This window comes from Corynebacterium sp. MSK006, assembly GCF_030232385.1.
Taxonomy (GTDB): Bacteria; Actinomycetota; Actinomycetes; order Mycobacteriales; family Mycobacteriaceae; genus Corynebacterium; species Corynebacterium frankenforstense_A.
Genome location: NZ_JASPJZ010000009.1, coordinates 56,282 through 81,963 on the forward strand (window position 1 = coordinate 56,282; position 25,682 = coordinate 81,963).

19 protein-coding genes and 1 pseudogene are annotated in these 25,682 nt (G+C 71.7%); 12 read left to right on the top strand and 8 right to left on the bottom strand.

The genetic code is table 11. The annotated features are described in order from the left end of the window. Nucleotides 1-122: 122 nt before the first annotated feature. From QQA02_RS06900 to QQA02_RS06930, 7 genes and pseudogenes are all read left to right on the top strand, one after another. A pseudogene (locus QQA02_RS06900) lies at nt 123-611 on the top strand (NUDIX hydrolase); the annotation flags it as partial. Next, nucleotides 608-3,073, top strand: a complete 2,466-nt coding sequence (locus tag QQA02_RS06905; protein WP_284863810.1) for a hypothetical protein — start codon at nt 608-610, stop codon at nt 3,071-3,073. The pseudogene QQA02_RS06900 and the gene QQA02_RS06905, both read left to right, overlap by 4 nt. Nucleotides 3,074-3,127: 54 nt before the next feature. Further along, nucleotides 3,128-6,505 carry a murein biosynthesis integral membrane protein MurJ gene (murJ, locus tag QQA02_RS06910; RefSeq protein WP_284863812.1) on the top strand — a complete coding sequence of 1,126 codons (3,378 nt, stop codon included), beginning with the start codon at nt 3,128-3,130 and terminating at the stop codon, nt 6,503-6,505. 206 nt (nt 6,506-6,711) lie between these two features. Continuing rightward, nucleotides 6,712-7,299, top strand: a complete 588-nt coding sequence (locus tag QQA02_RS06915) for a sigma-70 family RNA polymerase sigma factor (RefSeq protein WP_284775831.1) — start codon at nt 6,712-6,714, stop codon at nt 7,297-7,299. A gap of 147 nt (nt 7,300-7,446) precedes the next feature. Beyond that, on the top strand, nt 7,447-8,394 hold the full coding sequence (gene trxB, locus QQA02_RS06920; RefSeq protein WP_284773733.1) for a thioredoxin-disulfide reductase: 948 nt from the start codon (nt 7,447-7,449) through the stop codon (nt 8,392-8,394). Next, entirely contained in the window at nt 8,391-8,717 is a 327-nt protein-coding gene (gene trxA, locus QQA02_RS06925) for a thioredoxin (protein ID WP_284773734.1), read from the top strand. The genes trxB and trxA overlap by 4 nt, the downstream gene beginning before the upstream one ends. A gap of 113 nt (nt 8,718-8,830) precedes the next feature. Continuing rightward, nucleotides 8,831-10,024: an N-acetylmuramoyl-L-alanine amidase gene (locus QQA02_RS06930; RefSeq protein ID WP_284773735.1), complete on the top strand. Its 1,194-nt coding sequence runs from the start codon at nt 8,831-8,833 to the stop codon at nt 10,022-10,024. A 135-nt stretch (nt 10,025-10,159) separates the two neighbouring features. Here QQA02_RS06930 and QQA02_RS06935 read toward each other — a convergent pair whose 3' ends face one another. The 8 genes from QQA02_RS06935 to rpmH form a co-directional block, all read right to left on the bottom strand. After that, nucleotides 10,160-10,783: a hypothetical protein gene (locus QQA02_RS06935; RefSeq protein WP_284773736.1), complete on the bottom strand. Its 624-nt coding sequence runs from the start codon at nt 10,781-10,783 to the stop codon at nt 10,160-10,162. A gap of 4 nt (nt 10,784-10,787) precedes the next feature. Then, nucleotides 10,788-12,041: a ParB/RepB/Spo0J family partition protein gene (locus QQA02_RS06940; RefSeq protein WP_284773737.1), complete on the bottom strand. Its 1,254-nt coding sequence runs from the start codon at nt 12,039-12,041 to the stop codon at nt 10,788-10,790. Continuing rightward, entirely contained in the window at nt 12,038-12,955 is a 918-nt protein-coding gene (locus QQA02_RS06945) for a ParA family protein (RefSeq protein ID WP_284773738.1), read from the bottom strand. The genes QQA02_RS06940 and QQA02_RS06945 overlap by 4 nt, the downstream gene beginning before the upstream one ends. Before the next feature lie 241 nt (nt 12,956-13,196). Then, complete coding sequence (gene rsmG, locus QQA02_RS06950) at nt 13,197-13,844, bottom strand: 16S rRNA (guanine(527)-N(7))-methyltransferase RsmG (RefSeq protein WP_336620405.1); 648 nt, start codon at nt 13,842-13,844, stop codon at nt 13,197-13,199. Between the two features lie 68 nt (nt 13,845-13,912). Next, the gene (gene yidC / locus QQA02_RS06955; protein WP_284773739.1) at nt 13,913-15,031 is read right to left on the bottom strand and encodes a membrane protein insertase YidC; all 1,119 of its coding nucleotides are present in this window, start codon (nt 15,029-15,031) and stop codon (nt 13,913-13,915) included. A 6-nt stretch (nt 15,032-15,037) separates the two neighbouring features. Continuing rightward, nucleotides 15,038-15,283, bottom strand: coding sequence for a membrane protein insertion efficiency factor YidD (gene yidD, locus QQA02_RS06960; protein ID WP_284773740.1), 246 nt, complete (start codon nt 15,281-15,283; stop codon nt 15,038-15,040). Next, nucleotides 15,276-15,671, bottom strand: a complete 396-nt coding sequence (gene rnpA, locus QQA02_RS06965; RefSeq protein WP_284773741.1) for a ribonuclease P protein component — start codon at nt 15,669-15,671, stop codon at nt 15,276-15,278. The genes yidD and rnpA overlap by 8 nt, the downstream gene beginning before the upstream one ends. A 1-nt stretch (nt 15,672) precedes the next feature. Continuing rightward, nucleotides 15,673-15,816: a 50S ribosomal protein L34 gene (rpmH, locus tag QQA02_RS06970; protein ID WP_075664750.1), complete on the bottom strand. Its 144-nt coding sequence runs from the start codon at nt 15,814-15,816 to the stop codon at nt 15,673-15,675. An 862-nt stretch (nt 15,817-16,678) separates the two neighbouring features. On the opposite strand from rpmH, the gene dnaA reads away from it, so the two are divergent. The 5 genes from dnaA (at nt 16,679) to gyrB (ending at nt 25,503) form a co-directional block, all read left to right on the top strand. Further along, complete coding sequence (gene dnaA, locus QQA02_RS06975) at nt 16,679-18,673, top strand: chromosomal replication initiator protein DnaA (RefSeq protein ID WP_284773742.1); 1,995 nt, start codon at nt 16,679-16,681, stop codon at nt 18,671-18,673. A 1,303-nt stretch (nt 18,674-19,976) separates the two neighbouring features. Continuing rightward, nucleotides 19,977-21,167, top strand: a complete 1,191-nt coding sequence (dnaN, locus tag QQA02_RS06980; protein ID WP_284863817.1) for a DNA polymerase III subunit beta — start codon at nt 19,977-19,979, stop codon at nt 21,165-21,167. Nucleotides 21,168-21,177: 10 nt separating this feature from the next. Continuing rightward, a complete protein-coding gene (recF, locus tag QQA02_RS06985) occupies nt 21,178-22,527 on the top strand; it encodes a DNA replication/repair protein RecF (protein WP_284773744.1) in 1,350 nt (449 codons plus the stop codon). 35 nt (nt 22,528-22,562) lie between these two features. Then, a complete protein-coding gene (locus QQA02_RS06990; protein ID WP_502870982.1) occupies nt 22,563-23,138 on the top strand; it encodes a DciA family protein in 576 nt (191 codons plus the stop codon). 322 nt (nt 23,139-23,460) lie between these two features. Continuing rightward, nucleotides 23,461-25,503: a DNA topoisomerase (ATP-hydrolyzing) subunit B gene (gene gyrB, locus QQA02_RS06995; RefSeq protein WP_284773746.1), complete on the top strand. Its 2,043-nt coding sequence runs from the start codon at nt 23,461-23,463 to the stop codon at nt 25,501-25,503. Nucleotides 25,504-25,682: the final 179 nt, after the last annotated feature.

Here is a 25,682-nt window from a genome sequence, read left to right on the forward strand (position 1 = left end):
TACAGATGATGAGTACCAACGACGACCAGCGCCACGGCGGGCGTCGGCGCCGGCGCCGGCGTCGGCCGCGGCCCCAGCAGTCGGACAAGCGGCGGCGGCGCCAACCGCAGCGCCCCCCGATGCCCACGCGCGACGAGACCTCCGCCGGCGGCCTCGTCGTGTCCGGTCTGCGCGAGGCCGTCCACGACGGCGAGGTCGACCTCTCGCGCATCTACGTCGCCCTGATCGGCCGGCTCGACCGCCGCGGGCGCCTGCTGTGGTCGATGCCCAAGGGCCACGTCGAGCCCGGCGAGGGCCCGCACGAGACCGCCGAGCGCGAGGTCTGGGAGGAGACCGGCATCCACGGCGAGGTCTTCGCGGACCTCGGCGTGATCGACTACTGGTTCGTCTCCGAGGGCGTGCGCATCCACAAGACCGTCCACCACCACCTGCTGCGCTTCGTCGACGGCTACCTCAACGACGAGGACCCCGAGGTCACCGAGGTGACCTGGGTGCCCGCCGACCGCCTCATCGAGCGCCTGGCCTACGCCGACGAGCGCAAGCTCGCCCGCCGCGCCCATGACCTCCTGCCCGAGCTGGCGCTCAAGGAGGAGAGGTACACGCCGCGATGAGGCGCCTGGCCGCACTCGCCGTCCCGGCCCTGGTCGCGCTGCCCCTGGCCGCGACCTTCGCCGCGCCGGCCGCCGGGCAGGGCTTCCCGCTGTCCCCGTCCGCCGAGGAGTCGCGCGAGGCGTGGGTCAACCCGGCGGCGCGTGCCGACGAGCGCGAGACCGACCTCTTCGTCGACACCGTCTCCGCCCCGCGCGCCGTGGCCGCCGGCGCGGACTCCGAGATCACCGTGCAGCTGCGCAACGCCACCGACCACGAGCTCGGCCCCGTCAGCCTCACCCCGTTGCGCGCGGGCGCCGTCGGCGACGTCGCCGAGGCGCGCACCGCGCTGGTCCAGGACCGCTCCGCCTACTCGCCCGCCGGGCCGGCCGAACCGGCCGCCGACCTGGGCCCCGGCGAGACCCGCGAGGTCACCGTGACCCTGCCCGGCACCGCCTCCGGGGTCTACCCCGTCGCCGTCGAGGTGCGCGCGGGCGAGGAGGTGACCAGCGAGCGCATGCTCGTCGCCGTCGGCGACGCCGCCGGCGGAGAAGAGATTGACGACGAGCGCGCGCCCGCCACCGTCCTGGTCCGCGTCACCGCCCAGGTGGACACCGTCCCCGGCGAGACCGGCGAGGCCCCGCAGACCGCGCCGCTGATCCTGCGCGACGAGTCCCTGGCCGAGGCCATGGCACCCGGCGGGCGCCTCGACGGCCTGCTCAGCGCCGTCGAGGCTCGCCGCGGGGCCCTCGGCGACGGTCTCTGCCTGGCCGTCGACCCCGCGCTCGTCGACGCCGCCGAGCGCATGACCCACGGCTACACCGTCGCCGAGACCCGCCGCTCCCAGGCCACCCAACAGCGCCGCCTGCGCGACTCCTGGTCGCTCGACGACGACTCCACCGGCGAGCCCGGCCGCGGCGCGGACGACGCCGCCGCCTTCCTCGAGCGCCTGCGCGCGCTCGCGCAGGGCTGCACCGTCGCGATGCCCTGGGCCGACACCGACCTCGACGCCGTGGCGCGCACCGGGGACCCCTGGCTGATGCGCGAGGCCCTCCAGCGCGGCCCGGACACCCTGCACTCCGTGCTCGGCGCCGAACCGCTCGAGGACGTCGTGCTGCCCGGCGCCGGCTACGTCGAGCCGACCACCGCACCCGCCCTGGCCTGGGCGGACACCGCCGAGGGCTCCGCGGCGGCCATCGAGCCGGCCTGGGAGGCCTCGGACGCCCCGAAGTCGGACGCCCCCGGGCGCTCCACCCTCGACGACCCCGGCCTGCCGGCCGCCGGCTCCGGGCTGCCCGACCCGCCCGACCAGACCGTCTCCGTGCTCGTCGCCGACAACACCGTCTGGTCCGCCCCGCGCGCCGGCCACTTCGCCGAGCTGGCCCCCGGCATCCGCGCGGTGACCCACCAGAGCTCGCTGACGGCGACCCTGGCCGGCGTCGGCGAGCAGCCCGTCACCGCCGGCTACGCCAACCCGGACACCCGCATGGACTACCGCCTCGACTCGCCCGTGGCCCGCGAGACCACCGCCGCCGGCGCCGTCGACCTCGCCCTGCGCGGCGAGGACCCCGTGCTGGTCACCGTCCCCGGCCACGCCGACGGCGATGCGGCGGGCGCGATTATCGACGCCGCGGTGGCCGCCGCCGGCGGTACGGTCACCCTCGCCGACTACCTCACCGTCGACCGCGCCACCGGCGCGGACCTCGCCGCCGCCTCCGAGGCCGCCGCGGCCGCCGGTGCCGACACAGGCGAGGGCTTCGGCCCACCGTTCACCGACCCGGGCGTCTACTCCGACGCCGAGGTGCTGCGCGCGACCCAGCAGGCGACCTACACCGACGACCTGACGCGCATCATGGCCAACGACCCCTCGATCGCCCTGACACGCTACGGCTTCACCGCCCCGCTGCGCCGCGACATCCTCACCGCGCTCACGGTGGCGGAGCGCCGCTCCGTCGCCGACTTCGACGACGCCGTCGAGGCGACCGCTGAACGCCTCGGCGGCAACCGGGTGATGCTGCAGGACCTGCGCTCCTCGGTGGAGCTGATGCCTCCGGGCAACGTCTACACCCGCTCCTCGGAGTCCTCGCCGCTGATCATCGTCGCCCGCAACGGCCTGCCGCTGCCCACGCGCACCCGCATCGACTACGTCGCCGAGGGCGACGCCACCCTCAACACCCCCGACGAGGTGCGCATCCCCGCCCGCGGCTCCCTGACGGTGTCGATGACCGCGGACATCCCGGACAACGACCGGCGCACCGACCTCGAGCTGTGGCTCGCCACCCCGGACGGCGCGGCGATCTCCAACCGCGTCGACATCACCGTCCAGACCCGCGCACGCCTGATCGGCGCCACCGTCGCCGGGGTGACACTGGTCGGCGGCCTGGCACTGGCCGCCCTCTTCCGCGCCGGGCGGCGCCACCGCCGCCGGGTGCGCGCCACGGGCGCGCAGGCGCGACGTCGGAAATTAAAGCGCTCCGGGCGATAATCCGGGCGCGTGGCAGTTTCCGTTCGGGTCCCCCGGCGGACACAATGGGGTTTTGTGAACCCCTCTGACAGTCCCAACGGACCCGGGCTGCGCGGCCGCTTCCGCGCCGCCGCCCCGCCCGCCCCCGTGCCGGAGCCGAGACCCGCGGCGGCCGCCGCCTCGGAGACCCCGGACGAGCCGACCGAGGACCGCTCGCGGCTGACCGCCGCGCCGGGCAGCCCCGTCGCCGAGGCCGACGCCACGGCGGGGGAGCGGGGCCCGGGCGACACCGGCGCGTCCGGCAGCGGCGCGTCCGGTTCCGGCTCCGACGACGGCCAGGAGGGCACCTCCGACGCCGACGTCGTGCGCTCGACCGGTTCGATGGCCATCGCCACGCTCTTCTCGCGCATCACCGGGTTCCTGCGCAACGTGCTCATCGGCGCCTCGCTGGGCCCGGCGATCTCCTCGGCGTTCAACACGGCCAACACGCTGCCGAACCTGATCACCGAGATCGTCCTCGGCGCGGTGCTGACCTCGCTGGTGGTGCCCGTGCTCGTGCGCGCCGAGAAGGAGGACGCCGACCACGGCAGCGCCTTCGTGCGCCGCCTGTTCACCCTGGCGTTCTCCCTGCTGGGGGTGGTCACCGTCCTCGCCGTTGTCGGGGCGCCGCTGCTGACGCGGCTGACCCTGGGCAGCGACGGCGAGGTCAACGTCACCCAGTCGACGTCCTTCGCCTTCCTGGTGCTCCCGCAGATCCTCTTCTACGGGCTGTTCTCCCTGTTCATGGCTGTGCTCAACACCAAGGGCGTCTTCCGGCCCGGCGCGTGGGCCCCGGTGGCCAACAACGTCGTGTCCATCACGGTGCTGCTGCTCTACCGCTTCCTGCCCGGCGGGCTGGACCCGAACGCCCCGAGCCCGATCACGGACCCGCACGTGCTGCTGCTGGGCCTGGGCACCACCGCCGGCGTGGTGGTGCAGATGCTCATCCTCATCCCGCCGCTCAAGCGCGCCGGGGTCGACCTGCACCCCCTGTGGGGCATCGACGAGCGGCTCAAGGCCTTCGGCGGGATGGCCATGGCCATCATCGTCTACGTGGCCATCTCCCAGGCCGGCTGGGTGATCACGACCAACATCGCCTCGGCCTCCTCGGCCGCCGCGCCGAACATCTACCAGCAGCACTGGCTTTTGCTGCAGGTGCCCTACGGCATCATCGGCGTGACCCTGCTGACCGCCCTGATGCCGAGGCTGTCGCGCAACGCCGCCGACGGCGACGACAAGGGCGTGGTCCGCGACCTGACGCTGGCGACGAAGCTGACCTTCATCGCCCTGATCCCGGTCGTCCTCTTCTTCACCGCCTTCGGCCGCGACATCGGCATCGCGCTGTTCCACTACGGCGCCTTCGAGCGCGAGGCCTCCGAGCTGCTCGGCCTGACCCTGAGCTTCTCCGCCTTCACGCTGATCCCCTACGCCACCGTGCTGCTGCACCTGCGCGTCTTCTACGCGCGCGAGGAGGCCTGGACGCCGACGTGGATCATCGCCGGCATCACCGCCACCAAGGTCGTGCTCTCCGTGGGCGCGCCGATGGTCGCCTCCTCGCCGCACCGCGTGGTCATCCTCCTCGGCGCGGCCAACGGGTTCGGCTTCATCGCCGGCGCCTTCATCGGCTGGTTCCTGCTGCGCCGCAAGCTCGGGCCGCTGGGCACCGGCTCCGTGCTGCGCACCTCCGTGTGGGCGCTGGCCTCCTCGCTCGTCGGCGTGGCCGCGGCGCTTCTGACCGGCTGGCTCATCGACGTGGCGGCCGGCCCGGTGCTCGCCGCGCTCGGCAGCATCGGCCAGTTGCTGCGCCTCGGCGTCGTCGGCGTCATCTTCCTCGCCGCCACCGGCATCGTGCTCAGCTTCTCCAAGCTGCCCGAAGTGCAGAACCTGGGCGCCCTGGTCCAGCGCGTGCCGGGCCTGCGCCGCCTGGTGCGCGTCGACGAGGAGCGCGGCCTCGAGGTCGGCGAGCCGACCGTGCGCGAGATCTCCGAGCAGTACCTGGTCTCCGACTCCTTCGCCGCCACCCCGGTGCCGCCGCCGATGTCCGCGGGCGTGGTCCGCGGGCCGCGCCTGGTGCCCGGCGCCTCCGTGGACACCGGCCGCTACCGCCTGCTCGCCGAGCACGGCTCGGCCACCGGCGCGCGCTTCTGGGAGGCCAAGGAGCGGGCCACGGGCCGGCGCGTCGCGCTCGTCTTCGTGGACACCTCCGGCATGTCGCCGCTGGCGCCGGCCACCCCGGCCGCCGCCGCGGGCGCCGCCGCCGAGGTCACCCGCCGCACCCGCAAGCTCGCCGGGCTGAACCACCCGTCGATCGCACCGAACGTGAAGGTCTCCGCCTACCGCAACGGCTGCCTGGTCGTCGCCGACTGGGTGGAGGGCTCGCCGCTGAAGACCGTCGCCGAGGAGGGCGGCGCCGACCCGCGCGCCGCCGCCTACGCGCTCAGCCCGCTGGCCGACGCCGTCGGCCGCGCCCACGAGGCCGGCACCCCGCTGGGCCTGGACAACTGGTCACGCATCCGCATCAACACCTCCGGCCAGGCCGTGCTGGCCTTCCCGGCGGTGCTCGCCGACGCCTCCCGCGAGGAGGACACCTCGGCGGTGGCCAGCGCGCTCGGCCTGCTCGTCGACACCGACAGCGCGCCCGAGGACGTCGTCGGCGTCCTGCAGGCCGCCCACGAGGGAGAGACCGACCCGATCGAGCTCGGTGAGCGCCTGCGCCGCGCCGGCCTCGGCGAGACCGACGAAGAACCGGCCGAGCTCGAGGTCCACACCGACGAGGCCCCGACCGTCGAGCAGCGCCCCGGCTTCGGCGAGCGCGGCCTGACGCGCAAGGGCACCGGTGTGCTGGCCATGCTCGTCTTCGGCGCCGTGGTGGGCATCGCCGTGGCCGCGACCTACCTGGCGGGCGTGCTCGGCGACGGCGAGGGCGACGCCCCCGTCAGCCGCCCGGGCACCTCCCAGACCCAGGGCCCGGACCCGCTGCCGCTGGTGCAGTCCCTCGAGTCCGCCGAGACCCTGCCCGACGGCGAGAACGCCCACGCCGCCGTCGACGGCGACACCTCGACCTCCGTCACGCTGGACCGCGGCGAGGGCCTGGAGCTGACCCTCCAGGCGGCCGTGCCGGTGCAGACCGTCGTGGTCACCCAGGGCGACGCGACCGTCGGTTACCGCGTCGAGCAGGTCGCCGAGGACGTCGACGGCTCCGACTCCGGCTCCGGCGACGGCGCCGAGGGCTCGGGGTCCGAGGGTTCCGACGCCGCGCGGGAGGGGGCCGGCGAGCAGCTGGCCGCCGGCGAGCTGCGCGCCGGGCGCAACGTCATCGAGCTGGCCGAGGCCGCCCCGAGCGCCGGGGTGCGCATCTGGTTCGACGGCGACGTCACCGTCAGCGAGGTCCGCGTGGTCGGTCAGCGCAGCTAGTGCGCGCGCTCGCCCGCACCGCGGCCCCGCCCGCACCGCGAACAGGCCCGGCTCCCCGACGGGGGCCGGGCCTTCGCCGTGCGTGGGCCTTCGCCGTGCCCGGGGCGCCCGGAGCCGTGACCACCGCACTGGGCGGGCCCGCCGGGCGCGGGCGGCCGGCACGCGGTTTACTGTCCGCGTAACAAACATTTCGGGGGGAATCACACATGGACCAGCACACCGACGTGCAACTCGTGCGCTCGTACCGCACCGGCGAGAAGGGGGCCTTCGCCGAGATACTCAACCGACACCACCGCCGCATGCAGGCCGTCGCGCGGCGCTACGCCCGCCGCGAGGAGGACGTCCAGGACATCCTGCAGGACGCCTACCTTCGCGCCAGCCAGGGGTTGGACGGCTTCCGCGCCGAGGCCCGCCTGAGCACCTGGCTGCACCGGCTCGTGACCAACTCCGCGCTCGACCACATCGGGCGTGCCCGCAACCGCGTCGAGACACCCGTGCTCGACGAGGACGCGCACCGCCGCCTGGGCATGCGCCACGACCCGATGCACCGCGCCGAGCTGCGCATGGCCGTGCGCCGCGCGCTCAATGAGGTGACACCCGGCCAGGCCGCCGCCGTCGTGCTTGTCGACGCCGCGGGCTACAGCGTCGCGGACGCCGCCGCGTTGCTGGGCGTCGCCCCGGGCACCGTTAAGTCGCGGGCCTGGCGGGCCCGCGAGCGCCTGCGCGAGGTGCTCGACCCGGCGCTGGCCCGCGACGACTCCACGGCCGCGCGCCCGGGCCAGCTCGTCGCCTGAGGCGCGGGCGCCGGCGGGCGCCTCCGGCGCCCGCCCACGGTGCCGCAGCGCAGCTGCGGCACGCGCGCGACGTCGTCAACCACGGGCTTCCAGGGGCGCACGGTAGGATGGCTCCTCGGCACAGACGCGTCCATCAAGGAGACATCAATGACCGTTCACGACCTCGCGATCATCGGTTCCGGCCCCGCCGGGTACACCGCCGCGCTCTACGCCGCGCGCGCGGAGCTGAAACCGGTGGTCTTCGAGGGCTTCGAGTTCGGCGGCTCGCTGATGAACACCACCGAGGTGGAGAACTACCCCGGGTTCGAGAACGGCATCATGGGCCCCGACCTGATGATGACCATGCGCAGCCAGGCCGAGCGCTTCGGCGCCGACCTGCGCCAGGAGCTCGTCGACTCCGTCGAGCTCGACGGTGAGGAGAAGGTGCTGCACGTCGGCGACGAGGAGGTCCGCGCCCGCGCGGTCATCCTGGCCACCGGTGCGGCCCCGCGTCACCTGGGCGTCCCCGGCGAGGAGGAGCTCTCCGGCCGCGGCGTGTCCACCTGCGCGACCTGCGACGGCTTCTTCTTCAAGGGCCACAAGATCGCCGTGGTCGGCGGCGGCGACTCGGCGATGGAGGAGGCCAACTTCCTCACCCGCTTCGGCGAGTCCGTCACCGTGATCCACCGCCGCGAGGAGTTCCGCGCCTCGCCGATCATGCTCGAGCGCGCCCGCCGGAACGACAAGATCGACTTCCTGGTCAACAAGACCGTCTCGGCGATCCACGAGGCCGACGGCAAGGTCTCCGGCCTCGAGCTGACCGACACCGTCACCGGCGAGAAGAGCGAGCTGGACGCCACCGCGCTGTTCGTCGCCATCGGCCACGACCCGCGTTCGAAGTTCCTCGACGGCCAGGTCGAGCTGAACCCGGCCGGCTACGTCAAGGTCGAGGAGCCCTCGACGCGCACCTCGGTGCCCGGTGTCTTCGCCGCCGGCGACCTGGTCGACGACCACTACCAGCAGGCCGTCACCGCGGCAGGCTCCGGCTGCCGCGCCGCGCTCGACGCGCAGGCCTACATCGAGACCCTGGGTCTCGGGGCGGAGGCTGAGGCGTGAGCGCCGCGGTCACCCCGGTCACCCAGGCGACCTTCCGCGAGGAGGTCGTCGAGTCGGACGTGCCGGTGCTCGTGGACTTCTGGGCCGAGTGGTGCGGGCCGTGCAAGGCGCTGCGCCCGGAGCTCGAGAAGGTCGCCGACAAGCTCGGCGAGCGCGCCCGCGTCGTCTCCGTCGACGTCGACTCGGAGCGTGGCCTGGCGGCCATGTTCCAGGTCCTGTCGATCCCCACGGTGGTCATCTACTCGGGCGGCAAGCAGGTCGACGAGTTCACCGGGGCCCGCCCGGCCGGCGAGATCCTCCGGCGCGTGGAAAAGATTCTGTAGCTGCTAATCTTTAAGACAGGCGCCCCGGCGCCTGGAAGGCGGGCCGACCGCGCCCGATGACCGGGCGCCCCGACGCCCGGGTAACAGACGTGCGACGTCTGGAAAGGAGTGCCGTGACCGACGTTCTCCGAGTCGGCGACCGTAGCCCCCGTGTGGCCGAGGCGAGGATGACGCTGGCCCGACTGGGCCTGCTGAGCGGGTACGCCGGTGACATTCCGGACACCTCGGCGTCCTCACGCCAGTACTCCGACGAGGACACCTACTTCGACAAGGACCTCGCCCAGCAGATCAAGGCCTTCCAGCAGACCCGCGGCATCATGCCCACGGGCAACATCGACGAGATCACGCTGCGCGAGCTGCGCGGCGCCTCCTACACGCTGGGCGAACGCGTGCTGCGCTTCGACGACTCCGAACCGGTGCTCGGCGACGACGTCGCCCAGCTGCAGAAGCAGCTGCAGGAACTCGGTTTCTACTCCGACCGCATCGACGGCCACTTCGGCCCGGACACGGTCCGCGCGCTGCGCACCTACCAGCTCAACTCCGGCATCGACGCCGACGGCGAGTTCGGCCCCGAGACCGCCCGCGCGCTCAGTCTGCTCGGCCGGCGCATCACGGGCGGCTCCGCCCAGGCGATCCGCGAGCGCGAGCACGTCCGCCAGGCCGGGCCGCGGCTCGCCGGCAAGCGCGTGGTCATCGACCCGGCGCTGGGCAACGGCCGCCAGGGCCAGACCGTCGACGGCCGCTACGGGCGGATCACCGAGGAGGAGATCCTCTGGGACCTCGCCGAGCGCATCCGCGACCGGATGACCAGGGCCGGCATGGAGGCCACGCTCTCGCGCACCCGCCAGGACGACCCGCCGGCCAAGGCGCGCGCGGACATGGCCAACGCGATGGACGCGGACCTGATGATCTCGCTGGCCTGCGACAGCTACCCCAACGAGAAGGCCGCCGGCGTGGCCACCTTCTACTTCGGCTCGGAGATCGGCGCGAACTCGCTGACCGGCGAGACGCTCTCCGGCTACATCCAGCGCGAGATCGTCGCGCGCACGCAGCTGACCAACTGCGGCAACCACGGCCGCACCTGGGAGGTGCTGCGCCTGACGCGGATGCCCACCGTCGAGGTCGTCGCCGGCTACCTGACCAACCCGGGCGACGTCGCCATCATCACCGACCCGGCCAAGCGCGACGCGATCGCCGAGGCCGTCGTGGTGGCCGTCAAGCGCCTCTACCTGCTGGACAACGACACCCAGCGCACGGGCACCTACCGCTTCGCGGAGCTGCTCCGCGACGAGAAGCGCAGCAGCTAGGCACCTTCTTCAATTGCCGACGTCCCGTCGCACCCCGTGCGCGCACGGGCGTGGCTCCTGTGCGTGTGCGGCGCGCTGCGCGCGCCGCGGGCGCTAGGCGGCACCGTTGGGCGCCGTGGGCGCTAGGTCGGAGTGCTAGGCCGGGGCGAGGAGTTCCTCGGCCTCGGCGGCGGAGAGCAGCCCGTTGGGCGGCGGCAGCTCGAGGCGGAAGCGGGGGAAGACGGGGTGCTCGGCGACGACCTCGAAGCCGGTCGCGGCGAGCAGTTCGGCCGGCAGCAGGCCCACGGCCTGCGGGTCGGCCACCAGGCCGACGAGCGAGCCGGGCAGGGTGGAGCACTCCACGCCGTCGCGGTAGCCGAAGGCCTCCACGACCCGGGTGCGGCGCGCGGTCAGCTCGGCCAGCGCGGCGTCGACGAGCACGTGGCTGGCACCGACGGTGAGGTCGGGGTCGACGAAGAGGCTGGTCAGCACCAGCGCGTCGGCGCTGACGGGTCCGCTGGGCATGCGCGTGCAGCCGGCGGCGTCGGCCGGCGGACAGAAGAGCACGGTGGCGCGGGCCCTGCCGCGCAGGCCGGAGCCGGCGTCGAGGTTGAACCCGCAGGTGCCGAAGGTCAGCAGGACCGTGGTCAGCCACGCCTCCTTCTCGAGCAGCGGGTCACCGGCGTCGAGGTCCCCGAGCTCCCAGAACACGCTGCGCGCGGCCTGCGGGTGCACCGAGGTCAGCGTCTCCTGCGCGACGGGGGCCAGCCGGGGGATCATCGCCTCAGCGCTTCTCGATCAACGCCATGATCCGCTCGAAGTCGGCCTCGTCGCCGAACTCGATGACCATCTTGCCCTTGCGCTTGCCCATGGTGACGGTCACGCGGGTGTCGAAGGCGTCGGCGAGCCGCTCGGCGGCGTGCGTCATCGCCTCGGGCTGCTCGACCTGGGAGCGTGCGGCGCGCTTCTTGGGCTGGTCGCCCCGGTTGAGCAGGGTGACGGCCTCCTCGGTGGCCCGCACCGACATCCCCTCGGCGACGACGCGCTCGGCGAGGGCCTCCTGGGCCTCGGCGCCGGTCTTCAGGCCCATCAGGGCCCGGGCGTGGCCGGCGGTGAGCACACCCGCGGCGACCTTGCGCTGAACCGGCACCGGCAGCGAGAGCAGCCGGATGGTGTTGGTGACCGTCGGGCGCGAGCGGCCCAGGCGGCGGGCCAGCTCCTCCTGGGTGACGTCGAACTCCTCGAGCAGCTGCTGGTAGGCCGCGCCCTCCTCGAGCGGGTTGAGCTGGACGCGGTGGATGTTCTCCAGCAGCGCGTCGCGCAGCATCGTCGAGTCGTCGGACTCCCGCACGATCGCCGGGATGCGGCCGAGCCCGGCCTTGCCGGCGGCGCGCCAGCGGCGCTCGCCCATGATGATCTCAAAGCCGTGGTCGGCCGGGCGCACGACGATGGGCTGCAGGAGGCCAAACTCGCGGATGGAGTGGACCAGCTCGGAGAGGTCGTCCTCGTCGAAGACCTGGCGCGGCTGGCGCTCGTTCGGGTAGATCTCGCCGACCGGGATCTCCTGGTAGGTCGCGCCGACGTCCCGGGTGGTCGGGGCGGGGTCGCGGTCGCCGGCCTCGGCGATCAGGCGGTCCAGGCCCGGGGTGGCCGGTCCGGGGGTCACGTGCGGGGCGTGCGGGGCGCGGTCGTTCCCGGCCTTGCCGGGCTTGGCGGCCTTGTCCTTGGCGGCCTTCTTCTTGGCCTTGCCCGCGCCCTTGCCGTTCTTGCCGTTCTCGGCGGACTCGCCCGCGGCGTCGGGGGCGTCGGTCTCGGAGCCCGTCGCGGCGTCACGCGGGTCGGGGTCCCGGGGGTCGCGGGGGTCACGCGGATCCGCGTCCCGCAGGTCCGGGTCGCGGGGGTCACGCGCCGGGCGGGAGCGGCCCAGCACGGCGTCGGCCGCGGCGTCGGAAAGGTGCGGCTTCTCCGCGCCGGTGGGGATGAGGGCGGCCAGGCCACGGCCCAGGCCCCCGCGGCGGTTCGGTTGCGCCTTCGTCATTCCTCGCTACCTTTCAGCTGTTCGGCGGTCGCCGGGCTGACGCCGATCGGGCCCGTGCCCTCGCCGGGGGTGTAGTCACCGCGCTTGGCGAACTCCTCGGCCGCCGCCGCGTACGCCATCCCGCCGCGCGAGGACGGGTCGTAGGCGAGCACCGGCATGCCGTAGCCGGGGGCCTCGGAGACGCGCACGGAGCGCGGGATGACGGTGCGCATGGTGACGTCACCGAAGTGTTCGCGGACCTCGGCGGCCACCTGCTCGGCGAGCTTGGTGCGCGCGTCGTACATCGTCAGCAGGATCGCCGAGATGTGCAGCATCGGGTTGAGGTGCTCGCGGATCATGGAGATGTTGTTGAGCAGCTGGCCGACCCCCTCGAGCGCGTAGTACTCGCACTGGATGGGGATGAGGACCTCCTCGACGAAGGTCATCGCGTTGATGGTCAGAAGCCCCAGCGACGGCGGGCAGTCGATGAAGACGTAGTCGTACTCGCGCTCGCCGAGGACGCCGCCCTTGAGCTGGTCGTAGAGGCGGTACTCGCGGCGCACCATCGAGACCAGCTCGATCTCCGCGCCGGCCAGGTCGATGGTGGCGGGGATGCAGTGCAGGTTCGGGTGGTGCGGGCTGACCTGGACGGCCTCCTGCGCGGTGGCCTGCCCGATGAGCAGCTCGTAGCTGGAAGTGGTCCCGGCGCGGTGCTCGACGCCGAGCGCGGTGGAGGCGTTGCCCTGGGGGTCGAGGTCGATGACCAAGACCTTCATCCCGCAGCTGGCCAGGCCGGCGGCCAGGTTGACCGCGGAGGTGGTCTTGCCCACCCCGCCCTTCTGGTTGGCCACGGTGATCAGCCGGGGGCGCTCCGGGCGCTCCAGGCGGGCGCGCTCCGGGATGGCGGCCTCGGGCGCGCTGTGCTCATCGGCCATGCTGGTGCATCTGCCCCTTTCCGTCTCGCTGCGATCGCGCCGCGGCGGACGCCGGAGGGGGATGCCCCCGCACCGGCGCCGGCCGCGGATTACCCACCCCACTCTATCCGCTCGTGCCGGGTGCCCGAGAGGTGACTCCGCGCCCGCCGCTCACGGGCGGGTGGGTGGTACCCGGCAGGGCGGGCGGGGGACACCGGGCGGGCCTGCCGGGAGCCGGGGCGGGCGCCTGCGCGCCGCGGCGTCAGCGCACGCGGTCGGCGCCGCGGACGATGCGGATCAGCGTCGTGGGCTCGTCGAGGACACCCTCGCCGACGGTGAGTATCTCCGCGTCCGTTCCGCCGGCGGCGGCGATCTCGCGGGCGTCGCGCTCGAGCTCCTCGGCCACGCTGGCGCCCTTCATGGCGACCATCGCGCCGCCGCGCTTGGCCAGGGGCAGCGACCAGCGGGTCAGCTTGCCCAGCGGGGCCACGGCGCGGGAGGTGACCACGTCGGCGGCCGGGAGCGCCCGGCGGATGTTCTTCTCCTCGGCGCGCCCGCGCGCGACGGTGACGTTGTCCAGGGAGAGCTCACGCACGACGTCGTGAAGGAAGTTGGAGCGCTTCAGCAGCGGCTCGAGCAGCACGATCTTCAGGTCGGGCCGGGCGATGGCCAGCGGGATGCCGGGCAGGCCGGCGCCGGAGCCGACGTCGGTCACGCGCGCGCCGGACTCGATGGCCTCGCCGGCCACGGCGCAGTTGAGGATGTGGCGCGACCACAGGCGCGGGACCTCGCGCGGGCCGATGAAGCCGCGCTCGGAGCCGGTGGTCGCCAGCATCCGGTGGTACTCGCGAGCCAGGTCGAGGCGGTCGCCGAAGACGCCGGCGGCCGCCCGTGCCAGGTCGCCGGTCAGGGCGCCGGCGTCGGAGCCGTTGTCCGCGGCGGCACCCTGGGCGCTCCCGGCGGTCTCGGGGGACTGGCTCACCGCTTGCCGCCCTTCTTGCCCTTGTTCTTGTTCTTCTTCTTGCCGCCCTTGTCGTTCTGCGGCTTCTGGCCGGGCTGCGGCTTGCTGGCCGCGCCCGCGTTACCGGCGTTGGCGGGGTCGGTCTTGGTGGCGGTGGCACCGCCGACGGTGTTCGCCTTGGCCGCACCCTTGCCCTTGTTGCGCTTCGGCTTCTGGCCGACCTTCGGGGCGGTGGCGCGCTTGGCCTCCAGGGCGGCGGCCTCCTCGGCCTCCTCCTCGGCGTCGACCTTGGCGAAGATGTAGCGCTGCTGGAAGAAGGTCCAGATGTTGTTGGCCACCATGTAGAACAGCAGGCCGATGTGCCAGATGAAGCCGGTGAACAGGATGGTGCCCGGCATGACCCACATCATCATCTTGGACATCATCTGGGTCTGCATCGCGGCCATGTCGTTGCTCGGCGCGGCGGTCTTGCCGGACTCGCGGCGGCGGTTCATGCGCTCGACGGACTGGCGTGCGTTGAAGTGCGTGGCCAGCACGATGATGACGATCAGCGGCGCGGCGACGGCGATGATCATCCCGCGCGACAGCGACTCGGAGTCCGGGAAGGCGGCGTACATCTCCTGCGGCATCGAGATGTACGCGGAGAGCGGCACACCGAAGAGCTTCGCACCCAGGAAGGACTGCACCTCGTCGACCCCGAAGATGTAGTTCGGGATGTTGGCGTTCTCCTCGGGGCTCAGCCCCAGCCCGCCGGCCTGGTCACCGGTGCGGTTGAAGGAGCGCAGCACGTGGAACAGGCCGATGAACACCGGCATCTGGGCCAGGACCGGCAGGCAGCCGGCGACGGGGTTGACCCCCATCTCCTTCTGGACCTTGCGGGTCTCCTCCATCATCTTCTGCTGGTCGTTCTTGTACTTCTCGCGGATGGCCTGCATCTTCGGGGCCACCTTCTGCATCTTCAGGCTCGAGCGCATCTGGTTGAGCATCGGCTTGAACAGCAGGATGCGCAGCGTGAAGGTCAGGAAGATGATCGCGAGGATCCACGAGACGGCGGAATCCGCGCCGAAGGGGAAGGCGAAGATCTTGTGCCAGAACCACAGGACCGCGGAGATCGGCCAGTAGATGAAGTTGAGCACGAAGGTTCAGGGCTCCTTGGGGGTCGGAGGTGGGACCGGGTCGATGCCGCCGGGGTGCCAGGGGCCGCACTTGGCCAGCCGGGCGAGCGCGAGTGCCGTGCCTTTGACCGCTCCGTGGGTCTGGACCGCCTCGAGGGCGTAGGCGCTGCAGCTGGGCTGAAAACGGCAGGTCGCCACCATTTTAAGGGGTGAGATGTACTTTTGGTAGAAGCGTATCGACGCCGCCACGGCCCGCGTGGCAGCACTAGGCACCGTGGGTGCCTTCCGCTTGCCGACGCCCGCGCCCGCGCGCCTTGCCGATCGCCTTGCGCAGGTCGCGTTCCAGACGCTGCGAGTCCGCCGTGCCGGCGGCCGGCAGCGCGCGGACGACCACACCCTCGCCGGGGGCGACGGTGCCGTCCTCGGCGAGGCGCCGGCAGATGTGGCGCAGCCGGCGCGAGGTTCGGTGGCGGGTGACGGCGTCGCCGACGGCCTTAGACACGACGAGACCGAACCGCGGACCGCCGTGGGTGGCGATCCGGGGCCCGGTCTCGGGGTCGCCCAGGTGGGCGACCAGTGTCTTGGTTCCGGCCCGGGTCCCTCCGCGGATCACCCGCGTGAACTGCGCGGGGGACGTCAGCTTGAGGTGCCGGGGCAGCACCTTAGGCCGTCAGCTTCGCGCGGCCCTTACGGCGACGGGCGGCGACGATGGCGCGGCCGGCGCGGGTGCGCATGCGGGTACGGAAGCCGTGCTTCTTGGCGCGGCGGCGGTTGTTGGGCTGGAAGGTCCGCTTGCCCTTGCTCACAGTGGTCTCCTCAAAGTTTTTGTCCCGGCCCCTCCCGGAGGGGAGCCGTGCGTACATGACTTCCGGAGCGGCGCCGCAGGCGGCCGGGCTCCGTAAGAGCGCACCGGGACAAACCGTCGGCCATTCGGTCCGGGGGACCTCCGGTCCCGGAGGAACCCGGGCCGCTGGCACGTGGTTAGCCGGTGCGACAGACCATGACAGACTACGGGAGATCGCAGGCCCAGGCCAAATCGACACGCCGGTGAGAACCCGCCGCTCAGACGGGGGCCCCTGTAATTCCTTTCTTGTAATTTTCCCCTCCGCTCCGGCCCGCGGGCAGGCCACACGGCGCGTCGCGCCCCCGGCGGCACGCCGCGAGAAACTCCACAGGCGGGCGATGTCTCGTGATCGGGGGCGATGGGGAACAATGGGGGCTATCGCCCACAATTCCCACAGGCCGGTGAATCACCCGGCTGTGGATAACTCTCAACATGGAGTTGAGGGTTTCCGCGGGTCGGAAGGAATCCGCAGGTCATGGCTCTAATTTGGGAGAATCACATTCTCCACAGGCTAGAGTGAGGCCTGTGGAGAACTCTGGCCCGCACCGCTGTCCACACCTGTGGATAACGGTGTGGAATACGAGGTCGGCGCACAGATCGTCCTGTGGGGCGCCCGGTGCACAACGAGTGACCTCGAAATGACAAGTTCATGAGCAAGACGCGAAGCCGCGGCACCTCGTCGCGGCGGTGCGCGGTGGCCCCCACGGGCCCGGAGCCCGGGTCCGTGGGATTTTCGGCCGCCGCGTGCAGGCGGGCGGATCCTCCGCCCGCCGTGTGGTCCGTGCGGGTCTCCGCGCGGAGGAGAACGACGAGACGGGAGAGACGTGGCTGAGGGAAAGCAGGCACTGGAGCAGACGTGGCGGGAGGTCGTCGCGGAACTCGTCGGCGCCTCCGAGCGCCCCGATTCCGGCATCCCGCCGCTGAACCACAAGCAGCGGGCCTTCCTCGCGCTGGCCAAGCCGATCGTGCTGGTCGACGGCTACGTGCTGCTGGCGACCCCGCACCAGATGGCCAAGCAGGTCGTCGAGAACGAGCTCGGCGAGCAGATCACCCGGGTACTCAGCGAGCGCATGCACCGGCCCTGCTCGCTGGCCGTCTCGGTCGACCCGCAGGCCGCCCACCGCGGGACCGAGGAGGCCCACGCCGTGGCCGACGCGGCCTCCGCGCCCGTCGACTCGGTGATCGGCCAGAACCCGGCCGCCCCGCAGAATGCCGGCCAGGTCGGCCAGATCAGCCAGGCAGGCAGCGCCGCCGCAGCCGGCTTCAACGCCGGGAAAAACGCCGGCGGCTTCGGCGGTGATTCCGCCGGCGGGTTCCCGGGTGGCGAGGCCCCGACCGAACAGCGCCAGGCGCCGTACCAGAGCGAGGCCTTCGACCTGACCTCTTCACCTGCGGCCTTCCACGACCCGGAGGCCCCGGCCGGCGCCCCGGCGGCCCCGGCACCGGAGCAGCGCCGCACCGAGGCCCCGCAGCAGACAGAGGTGCCCGGCTACGGCGAGCAAACCGGCTTCGCCCCGGGATACGGGACTGAGCAGCCCGACGGCTACGGCGGCGCCCCCACCAGGCAGAACGACTTCAACTCCGGATACGCCGGCCCAGGCGCCGCAGGCGCCCCGGCCCCCACGCCCACCCGGCAGGAGGCGGCGACGGGGACCGGCGGGGCGTCGGCAATCAACGGCGCACCCCGGCAGACCGAGGCCGGCGGCTGGCGGCAGAGCTACAGCGGCGAGTCCGCGCAACGGCTGCCGCGCGAACAGCCGGCGCACGACCCCAACCGCGAGACCTCGCTGAATCCGCGCTACACCTTCGAGTCCTTCGTCATCGGCTCGTCGAACCGCTTCGCCAACGGCGCGGCGGTCGCCGTGGCCGAGAACCCCGCGCGCGCCTACAACCCGCTGTTCATCTCCGGCGGATCCGGACTGGGCAAGACGCACCTGCTGCACGCCGCCGGCAACTACGCCAAGCTGCTGCAGCCGAGCCTGCGCATCAAGTACGTCTCCTCGGAGGAGTTCACCAACGACTACATCAACTCGGTGCGTGACGACCGGCAGGAGTCCTTCAAGCGGCGCTACCGCAACCTCGACATCCTGATGGTCGACGACATCCAGTTCCTGCAGGGCAAGGAGGGCACGCAGGAGGAGTTCTTCCACACCTTCAACGCGCTGCACCAGGCCAACAAGCAGATCATCCTGTCCTCGGACCGCCCGCCCAAGGAGCTGACCACCCTCGAGGACCGGCTGCGCACCCGCTTCCAGGCCGGGCTGATCGCGGACATCCAGCCGCCGGACCTGGAGACGCGCATCGCGATCCTGATGAAGAAGGCGGAGGCCGACGGCACGCGTGTGGAGCGCGACGTGCTCGAGCTGATCGCCAGCCGCTTCGAGAGCTCGATCCGAGAGCTCGAGGGAGCCCTGGTGCGGGTCTCGGCGTACTCCTCGCTGATCAAGGAGCCGATCGACCTGGCCAACGCCGAGGTCGCGCTGCGCGACATCCTGCCCGACCCGCAGGACGTGGTGATCACGGCCTCGACGATCATCGAGACCACCGCCGAGCACTTCGGGATCTCGACGGCCACGCTGTGCGGCACCGGCAAGACCCGCGCGGTCACGCACGCCCGCCAGCTGGGCATGTACCTGTGCCGCGAGCTGACCGACCTGTCGCTGCCCAAGATCGGCGACCAGTTCGGCGGCAAGGACCACACGACCGTGATGTACGCCGACCGGAAGATCCGCAAGGAGATGACGGAGAAGCGCGACACCTACGACGAGATCCAGTCGCTGACCCAGAAGATCAAGAACGCGGGGCGCGCGTCGATCTAGCGGGGTTGATCGGGTTGGGGCCGGTCTGGCTGGGGGCTGGGCCGGTCTGGCTTGGGCTGGGGCCGGCATGGCCTAGCCGACCCTCCAAGCCTGCTGGCCCCGACGGTCCCACCGAAACCCGTCCGGATGACACGATCCGGGCGGGTTTTCGCGTGCCCGGGGGAGGGGCCTGGGGATCGCGGTGCACGTGAGGCCGGTGGGCCTGGCGGGGCAGGGGAGAGGGTTCCCGAGGCCAGCCGGTCCCGGTCCAGGTCCGGTCCAGGGCCTGAGCGAGGGCCTTCCGTGGGCATTTTGTGACGGTCTGTCGGGGCCGTCCGGCATTTGCCCAGGTGAAAACCGAGCGCCGGCGACAGACTTACACAAAATGCCCACGCATCCCCGCCCTGGACCAAAACCCGGACCAGGATCCGATGCAGACCCCGCCACCGGTCCCGGTCCGGGGCCGGCACCGGGTCCCGGGATCGACGAGTCTCCACCGACCCCGGAGAGGACAGCCCCGGAGAGAGCAGCACCTGACTTTTTGTGTCATGGCGTGAAGAGCGCCCGCCGTTTGCCCAGGTCAAAATCGACCCCCGATCCCGGTATGACACAAAAAGTCAGTTCGACCCCCGCACAACCCCCGAGCAAACCCCGCACCCCGGCCCACCCGAGCACGCGCCACCTACCAGCCCACCCAACCAGCCTACCCACCAGCTAACTCACCGCCCACCCACCCGATTATCCACAGTGTCCACAGAGTTCTCCACAACCGTGTAATTACAAGAATGTAAGTCAGAGATTCCTGTCATTCCGGTCACGCCGCGGACCCCTCCGCGGCACCCCGCGCCGCCGACCTGCGGAACCACAAAAACCCAGGTCGCCGGATGTGGACAAATGGCCCGCCGGCGGGGGAGAGCCGGTGGATGAATTGTGAATGACAAGACCTCCCCGGAAGTTGTCCACAGGGACCCCGAGTTATGCACAGACCGTCCACACGGCCACGCACATCCACGATTTTGTGGTTTACCTCGACCGGGGCGCCTCGATCCACAGACTCAACAGGACCTACTGCGGTTACCAAGAAAATTACTTGTAATTCTCTAGAAGAAAGAGGGGGTTGAGGATCGAGCGGACCGGCCCCTGGGCGCCACGCGGCGCCTAGGGGCCCGGACGAGCCAGCCTCGCCGGCCGTCAAAGACCGCCCGGCAAATGACATGAAGTTCCGTCGCCCCGACCGAACCGGTAGTTTGGAGTTGTTGTCATTCGCTGCCCCGGCCGTCCCCGCGGCCGGCGGCCCGGGATCACGAGGGAGCAGGTGCCGAAAATGGAGTCACAAGGGGTCTCGTTCCGTGTGGCCAAGGACGACTTCGCCGACGCGGTCGCCTGGGTCGCCCGCAGCCTGCCGAGCAAGGCGGCCCAGCCCGTGCTTCGCGCCATGGTCATCACCGCAGGCGACGAGGGCCTTGAGCTGGCCGGATTCGACTACGAGGTCTCGACGCGGGTGCGCGTGGCGGCCGACGTCGACCAGCCCGGCGTCATCGCCGTGGCCGGCAAGCTGATCGCGGAGATCACCGGTTCGCTGCCGAACAAGCCCGTCGACGTGCGCCTGGATGACACGACCGTCTCGGTCGACTGCGGCGCCTCGCACTTCGAGCTGCCCCTGATCCCGCTCGACGACTACCCGAAGCTGCCCGAGCTGCCCGAGGTCACCGGCACCGTCGACCCGCGGCTGTTCTCTGAGGCCGTCGGCCAGGTCGCCGCCGCCGCGGGCCGCGACGACACCCTGCCGATGCTGACCGGCGTGCACGTCGAGATCCACGGCTCCGAGGTCGTCATGGCCGCCACCGACCGCTTCCGTCTGGCGCGGCGCACCATGGAGTGGCAGCCGAAGTCGCCGGGCGTCGAGGCCACGCTGCTCATCCCGGCCAAGACGCTGCAGGACAACGCCCGTACCCTGGACAACCAGGTCAGCAACGACCCGGTGGACATCGCCGTCGGCACCGGCGACCAGGTCGGCGCGGCCGGCCTCTTCGGCGTGCACACCGACAACCGCGAAACCACCACGCGCATGCTCGACGCGGAGTTCCCGAACATCACGCCGCTGCTGCCCAAGACGCACACCTCGATCGCGACGGTGGAGATCGCCCCGCTGCAGGAGGCGATCCGCCGTGTCTCCCTGGTCACCGACCGCAACGCGCAGATCCGCATGCAGTTCCGCTCCGGCGAGCTGATCCTCTCGGCCGCCGGCACCGACTCCGGCCACGCTGAGGAGTCCATGCCCTGCGCTTTCACCGGCGCCGACGAGCTGCTCATCGCCTTCAACCCGGGCTATCTCAAGGACGGCCTGGCCGTGGTGCACACCGACCGCGTGGTCTTCGGCTTCACGGAGCCCTCGCGCCCGGCGATCCTCATCCCCGAGCCCGAGGAGCTTCCCGAGGCCGACGCGGAGGGCAACTTCCCGACTCCGGCGACGGACTTCACGTACCTGCTGATGCCCGTGCGCCTGCCGGGTTAGGCGGGCCGGGGTGCGCCTCAGCGAACTCTCCCTGCGCGACTTCCGTTCCTGGCCGCAGCTCAACCTGCACCTCGACGAGGGGGTGACCCTCTTCGTCGGCCGCAACGGCTACGGCAAGACCAACATCATCGAGGCCGTGGGCTACCTGGCCCACCTGTCCTCGCACCGGGTCAACTCGGACGCCGCGCTGGTCCGCGCCGGCGCGGAGAACGCCCGGGTCTCGGCCACGGCGATCAACGAGGGCCGTCAGCTGACCGCCCACCTGCTGCTCAAACCCCGCGGGGCGAACCAGGCGCAGATCAACCGCACCCGCCTGCGCTCCCCGCGCGAGGTTCTCGGCGTGGTGCGCACCGTGCTCTTCGCCCCCGAGGACCTCGCGCTGGTCCGCGGCGAACCGGCTGAGCGGCGCCGCTACCTCGACGCGATCATCGCCACGCGCACGCCCCGGCTCGCGGGGGTCAAGGCCGACTACGACAAGGTGTTGCGCCAGCGAAACGCCTTGCTCAAGTCAGCCGGCCGGGCGTTGCGTCGCGGCTACGGCTCCGAGGACGGTGCGGCCGCGCTGGTCACCCTGGACACCTGGGACGCGCAGCTGGCCGCCCTCGGCGCGCAGGTCATGCGCGCCCGCATGGATCTGACCGCCGAGCTCGACCCGCACGTGACCGCGGCCTACGCGCAGATGGCCCCGGGCCCGCGCGCCGCGCACGTCACCTACGCCCCGCGAACCGAGGTCGAACCCGACGCGGACGTCGCGACCATCGAGGCCGAGCTGCTCGCCCACCTGGGCCGCGCCCGCGACAAGGAGATCGACCGCGGCATGAGCCTGGTGGGCCCGCACCGCGACGACCTCTCGGTGACCCTCGGCGACGGCCCGGCCAAGGGCTTCGCCAGCCACGGCGAGACCTGGAGCGTGGCCATCGCGCTGCGCCTCGGGGAATTCCAGCTGCTGCGTGCCGAGGGCACCGACCCGATCCTGATCCTCGACGACGTCTTCGCCGAGCTCGATGCGCAGCGCCGCCGCCAGCTCGTCGCGCTCGCCCAGGAGGTCGAGCAGGTGCTCATCACCGCCGCCGTCGACGAGGACCTGCCCGGCAACCTCGACGGACTCACCGTCGCGCGCCACGAGATCACCCTCGACGACGACCACCTTTCGCTTCTCGACGCCGCGCCCCACCCCGATGCGGAAGACGGCACCGTCTCCGGTGGTGCGCCCGCCGCTGATGCGGCGCGCGAAGTGGCCGGCGAAGATGCGGGCGCCGAAGAAGAGGGCGCCCAGGAAAAGGGTGCCGGTGGGGCCGCGGCGGGCGAAGTGGCCGGCGAAGAAGAAACCGAGGAAGAGGAAGGCGGTGCGCCCGAGTGAGGGACAGCGAACGCGAGAACTCCGCCGAACCGCAGGTGGGCGGCGACATCATCGCGGAGGCCTTCGGCAATCTGCGTCGTCGCGCCGGCGCCGGCAACCGGCACGCGCCGAGCCTGAAGTTCCAGGCCAACGCCCGTTCCGAGGCCAAGGTTCCAGGCCTGAAGGAGCCCGAGCGGACCGGGCGCGGCCGGCGCGGGAGGACGAGGCGTCAACGCGGCATTCCCACCGGCGCGGACGGCTACATCGTGCAGCGCCGGCGCGACGTCGACAATGTGGGCAGCCTGCTCAGCCGCGAGATGCACCGCCGCGGCTGGACCGGGCACCTGGCCGACGGCTGGGTCTCCGGGCACTGGGAGGAGCTGGTCGGAGAGAAGATCGCCCAGCACACCCGCGTCGAGATGATCAAGGAGACCACCGTCTTCATCTCCTGCGACTCGACGTCGTGGGCGACGAACCTGCGCTACCTGCAGCGCCAGATCCTCCAGGAGATCGCCCGCAAGGTCGGGCCCAACGTGATCACCCAGCTGAAGATCTTCGGTCCGAAGGCGCCGAGCTGGCGCAAGGGCCCGCTGCACGTCAAGGGGCGCGGGCCGCGCGACACCTACGGATAGGGTGCGCGACTTCGTCGCGCACCCGGCACAAGGACGCGCACCCCAGACAAGGGACGCGCACCCGGGGCGCGCAGGCGCCCCACGGCGAGGTGTGACGAAGACGGGTGCAGGCGAGACGTCGGAAATTGAACTGGGCAAACGCCATACACGGCCCGTGAGAGGCCCTACGACGCGCGCGAGGGGTCTGCCGGGGGGCGGGTACCGGGGTGTAGACTGGGGCAGTCTAAAAGAAATCTGACCCTTTTGCGGCCGCCGGTCAACGATCGGCGGCGGCGCGGGGGCCGGATCTCAACGTAACTTCAGCGAGGAGTAACAGGTTCACGTGGCAACCAACGCTGAGCACCACGCTTACGACGCCTCATCGATCACGATCCTCGAGGGGCTGGAGGCCGTCCGCAAGCGCCCGGGCATGTACATCGGCTCGACCGGCAAGCGCGGCCTGCACCACCTGGTGTGGGAGGTCGTCGACAACTCGGTCGACGAGGCGATGGCCGGGTACGCGACCAAGGTCGACGTCACCCTACTCGCCGACGGCGGCGTCCAGGTCGTCGACGACGGCCGCGGCATCCCGGTCGAGATGCACGCCTCCGGTGTGCCCACCGTCCAGGTCGTCATGACCCAGCTGCACGCCGGCGGCAAGTTCGACTCCGAGTCCTACGCGGTCTCCGGCGGTCTGCACGGCGTGGGCATCTCCGTGGTCAACGCCCTGTCCACCCGCGTCGAGGCCGACATCAAGCGCGACGGCAAGCACTGGCTGCAGAACTTCCAGAACGCGCTGCCCGACCCGATCATCGAGGGCGGCAACGCCCGCGGCACCGGCACGACCATCCGGTTCTGGCCGGACGCGGAGATCTTCGAGACCGTCGAGTTCGACTTCGAGACGATCTCGCGGCGCCTGCAGGAGATGGCCTTCCTGAACAAGGGCCTGACCATCACGCTGCGCGACGAGCGCGCCACCGATGCCGAGCTGGAGCTCGAGGCGATCGCAGAGGGCGGCGACACCGCCACCAGCCTCGACGAGGTCGACGAGAAGGCCGACGCCGGCGAGGCCCCCGCCACGCCGAAGAAGCGGGAGAAGAAGAAGGTCTTCCACTACCCGAACGGCCTTCAGGACTACGTCAACTACCTGAACAACTCCAAGCAGCCGATCCACCCGTCGATCGTGGCGTTTGACGCCGTCGGCGAGGGCCACGAGCTCGAGCTGGCCATGCAGTGGAACAACTCCTTCAAGGAGTCGGTGCACACCTTCGCCAACACCATCAACACGGTCGAGGGCGGCACCCACGAGGAGGGCTTCCGCTCCGCGCTGACCTCCCTGATGAACCGCTACGCGCGCGACCACAAGCTGCTCAAGGAGAAGGACAAGAACCTCACCGGCGACGACTGCCGCGAGGGCATCGCCGCCGTGATCTCCGTGCGCGTGGCCGACCCGCAGTTCGAGGGCCAGACCAAGACCAAGCTGGGCAACACCGAGGTGCGCTCCTTCGTGCAGAAGGCCACCTACGAGCACGTCGGCGACTGGCTCGAGGCCAACCCGGCCGAGGCCAAGGTCATCGTCAACAAGGCGATCTCCTCCGCCCACGCCCGCCAGGCCGCCCGCAAGGCCCGCGACCTGGTGCGCCGCAAGTCCGCCACCGACCTGGGTGGACTGCCCGGCAAGCTGGCCGACTGCCGCTCCAAGGACCCGACACGCTCCGAGCTGTTCATCGTGGAGGGCGACTCGGCCGGTGGCTCCGCCAAGCAGGGCCGCGACTCGATGTACCAGGCCATCCTGCCGCTGCGCGGCAAGATCCTGAACGTGGAGAAGGCGCGCCTCGACCGCGTGCTCAAGAACGCCGAGGTCCAGGCCATCATCACCGCCCTGGGCACCGGCATCCACGACGAGTTCGACATCAACAAGCTGCGCTACCACAAGATCGTGCTCATGGCCGACGCCGACGTTGACGGCCAGCACATCGCCACGCTGCTGCTGACCCTGCTCTTCCGCTTCATGCCGGCGCTCGTCGAGGAGGGCCACGTCTACCTCGCCCAGCCGCCGCTGTACAAGCTGAAGTGGCAGAAGGGCGAGCCGGGCTACGCGTTCTCCGACGCCGACCGCGACAAGCAGCTCGAGGAGGGCCGCGAGGCCGGCCGCAAGATCAACACCGACGACGGCATCCAGCGCTACAAGGGCCTCGGCGAGATGAACCCGAACGAGCTGTGGGAGACCACGCTCGACCCGACCACGCGCATCCTGCGCCGCGTCGACCTGCACGACGCGCAGCGTGCCGACGAGCTGTTCTCCATCCTCATGGGTGACGACGTCACGGCCCGCCGTTCCTTCATCACCCGCCGCGCGAAGGACGTCCGCTTCCTGGACATCTAGGGTTGGCGCCTCGGGCTTGCCGACGTCGCGCTCGGGCGCGGCGGGCGGGCCCGCGCCGCGCCCGCGCGCGTCGGGGTCGCGCCCGCGCGAGAAAGGGGGCCGCAGCACTGTGCTGCGGCCCCCTTTTGGTGTGTCTGTCTCCGGGCGGGCTGCCGGGCTTGGGCCGTTGGGGGCTGCCT

Excerpts from the sequence above, each read along its gene's own strand:
- QQA02_RS06905 (WP_284863810.1), top strand. The coding sequence starts at position 608 with ATGAGGCGCCTGGCCGCACTCGCCGTCCCGGCCCTGGTCGCGCTGCCC.
- QQA02_RS06915 (WP_284775831.1), top strand. The coding sequence starts at position 6,712 with ATGGACCAGCACACCGACGTGCAACTCGTGCGCTCGTACCGCACCGGC.
- trxB (WP_284773733.1), top strand. The coding sequence starts at position 7,447 with ATGACCGTTCACGACCTCGCGATCATCGGTTCCGGCCCCGCCGGGTAC.
- QQA02_RS06935 (WP_284773736.1), bottom strand. The coding sequence starts at position 10,783 with ATGATCCCCCGGCTGGCCCCCGTCGCGCAGGAGACGCTGACCTCGGTG.
- QQA02_RS06940 (WP_284773737.1), bottom strand. The coding sequence starts at position 12,041 with ATGACGAAGGCGCAACCGAACCGCCGCGGGGGCCTGGGCCGTGGCCTG.
- QQA02_RS06945 (WP_284773738.1), bottom strand. The coding sequence starts at position 12,955 with ATGGCCGATGAGCACAGCGCGCCCGAGGCCGCCATCCCGGAGCGCGCC.
- dnaN (WP_284863817.1), top strand. The coding sequence starts at position 19,977 with ATGGAGTCACAAGGGGTCTCGTTCCGTGTGGCCAAGGACGACTTCGCC.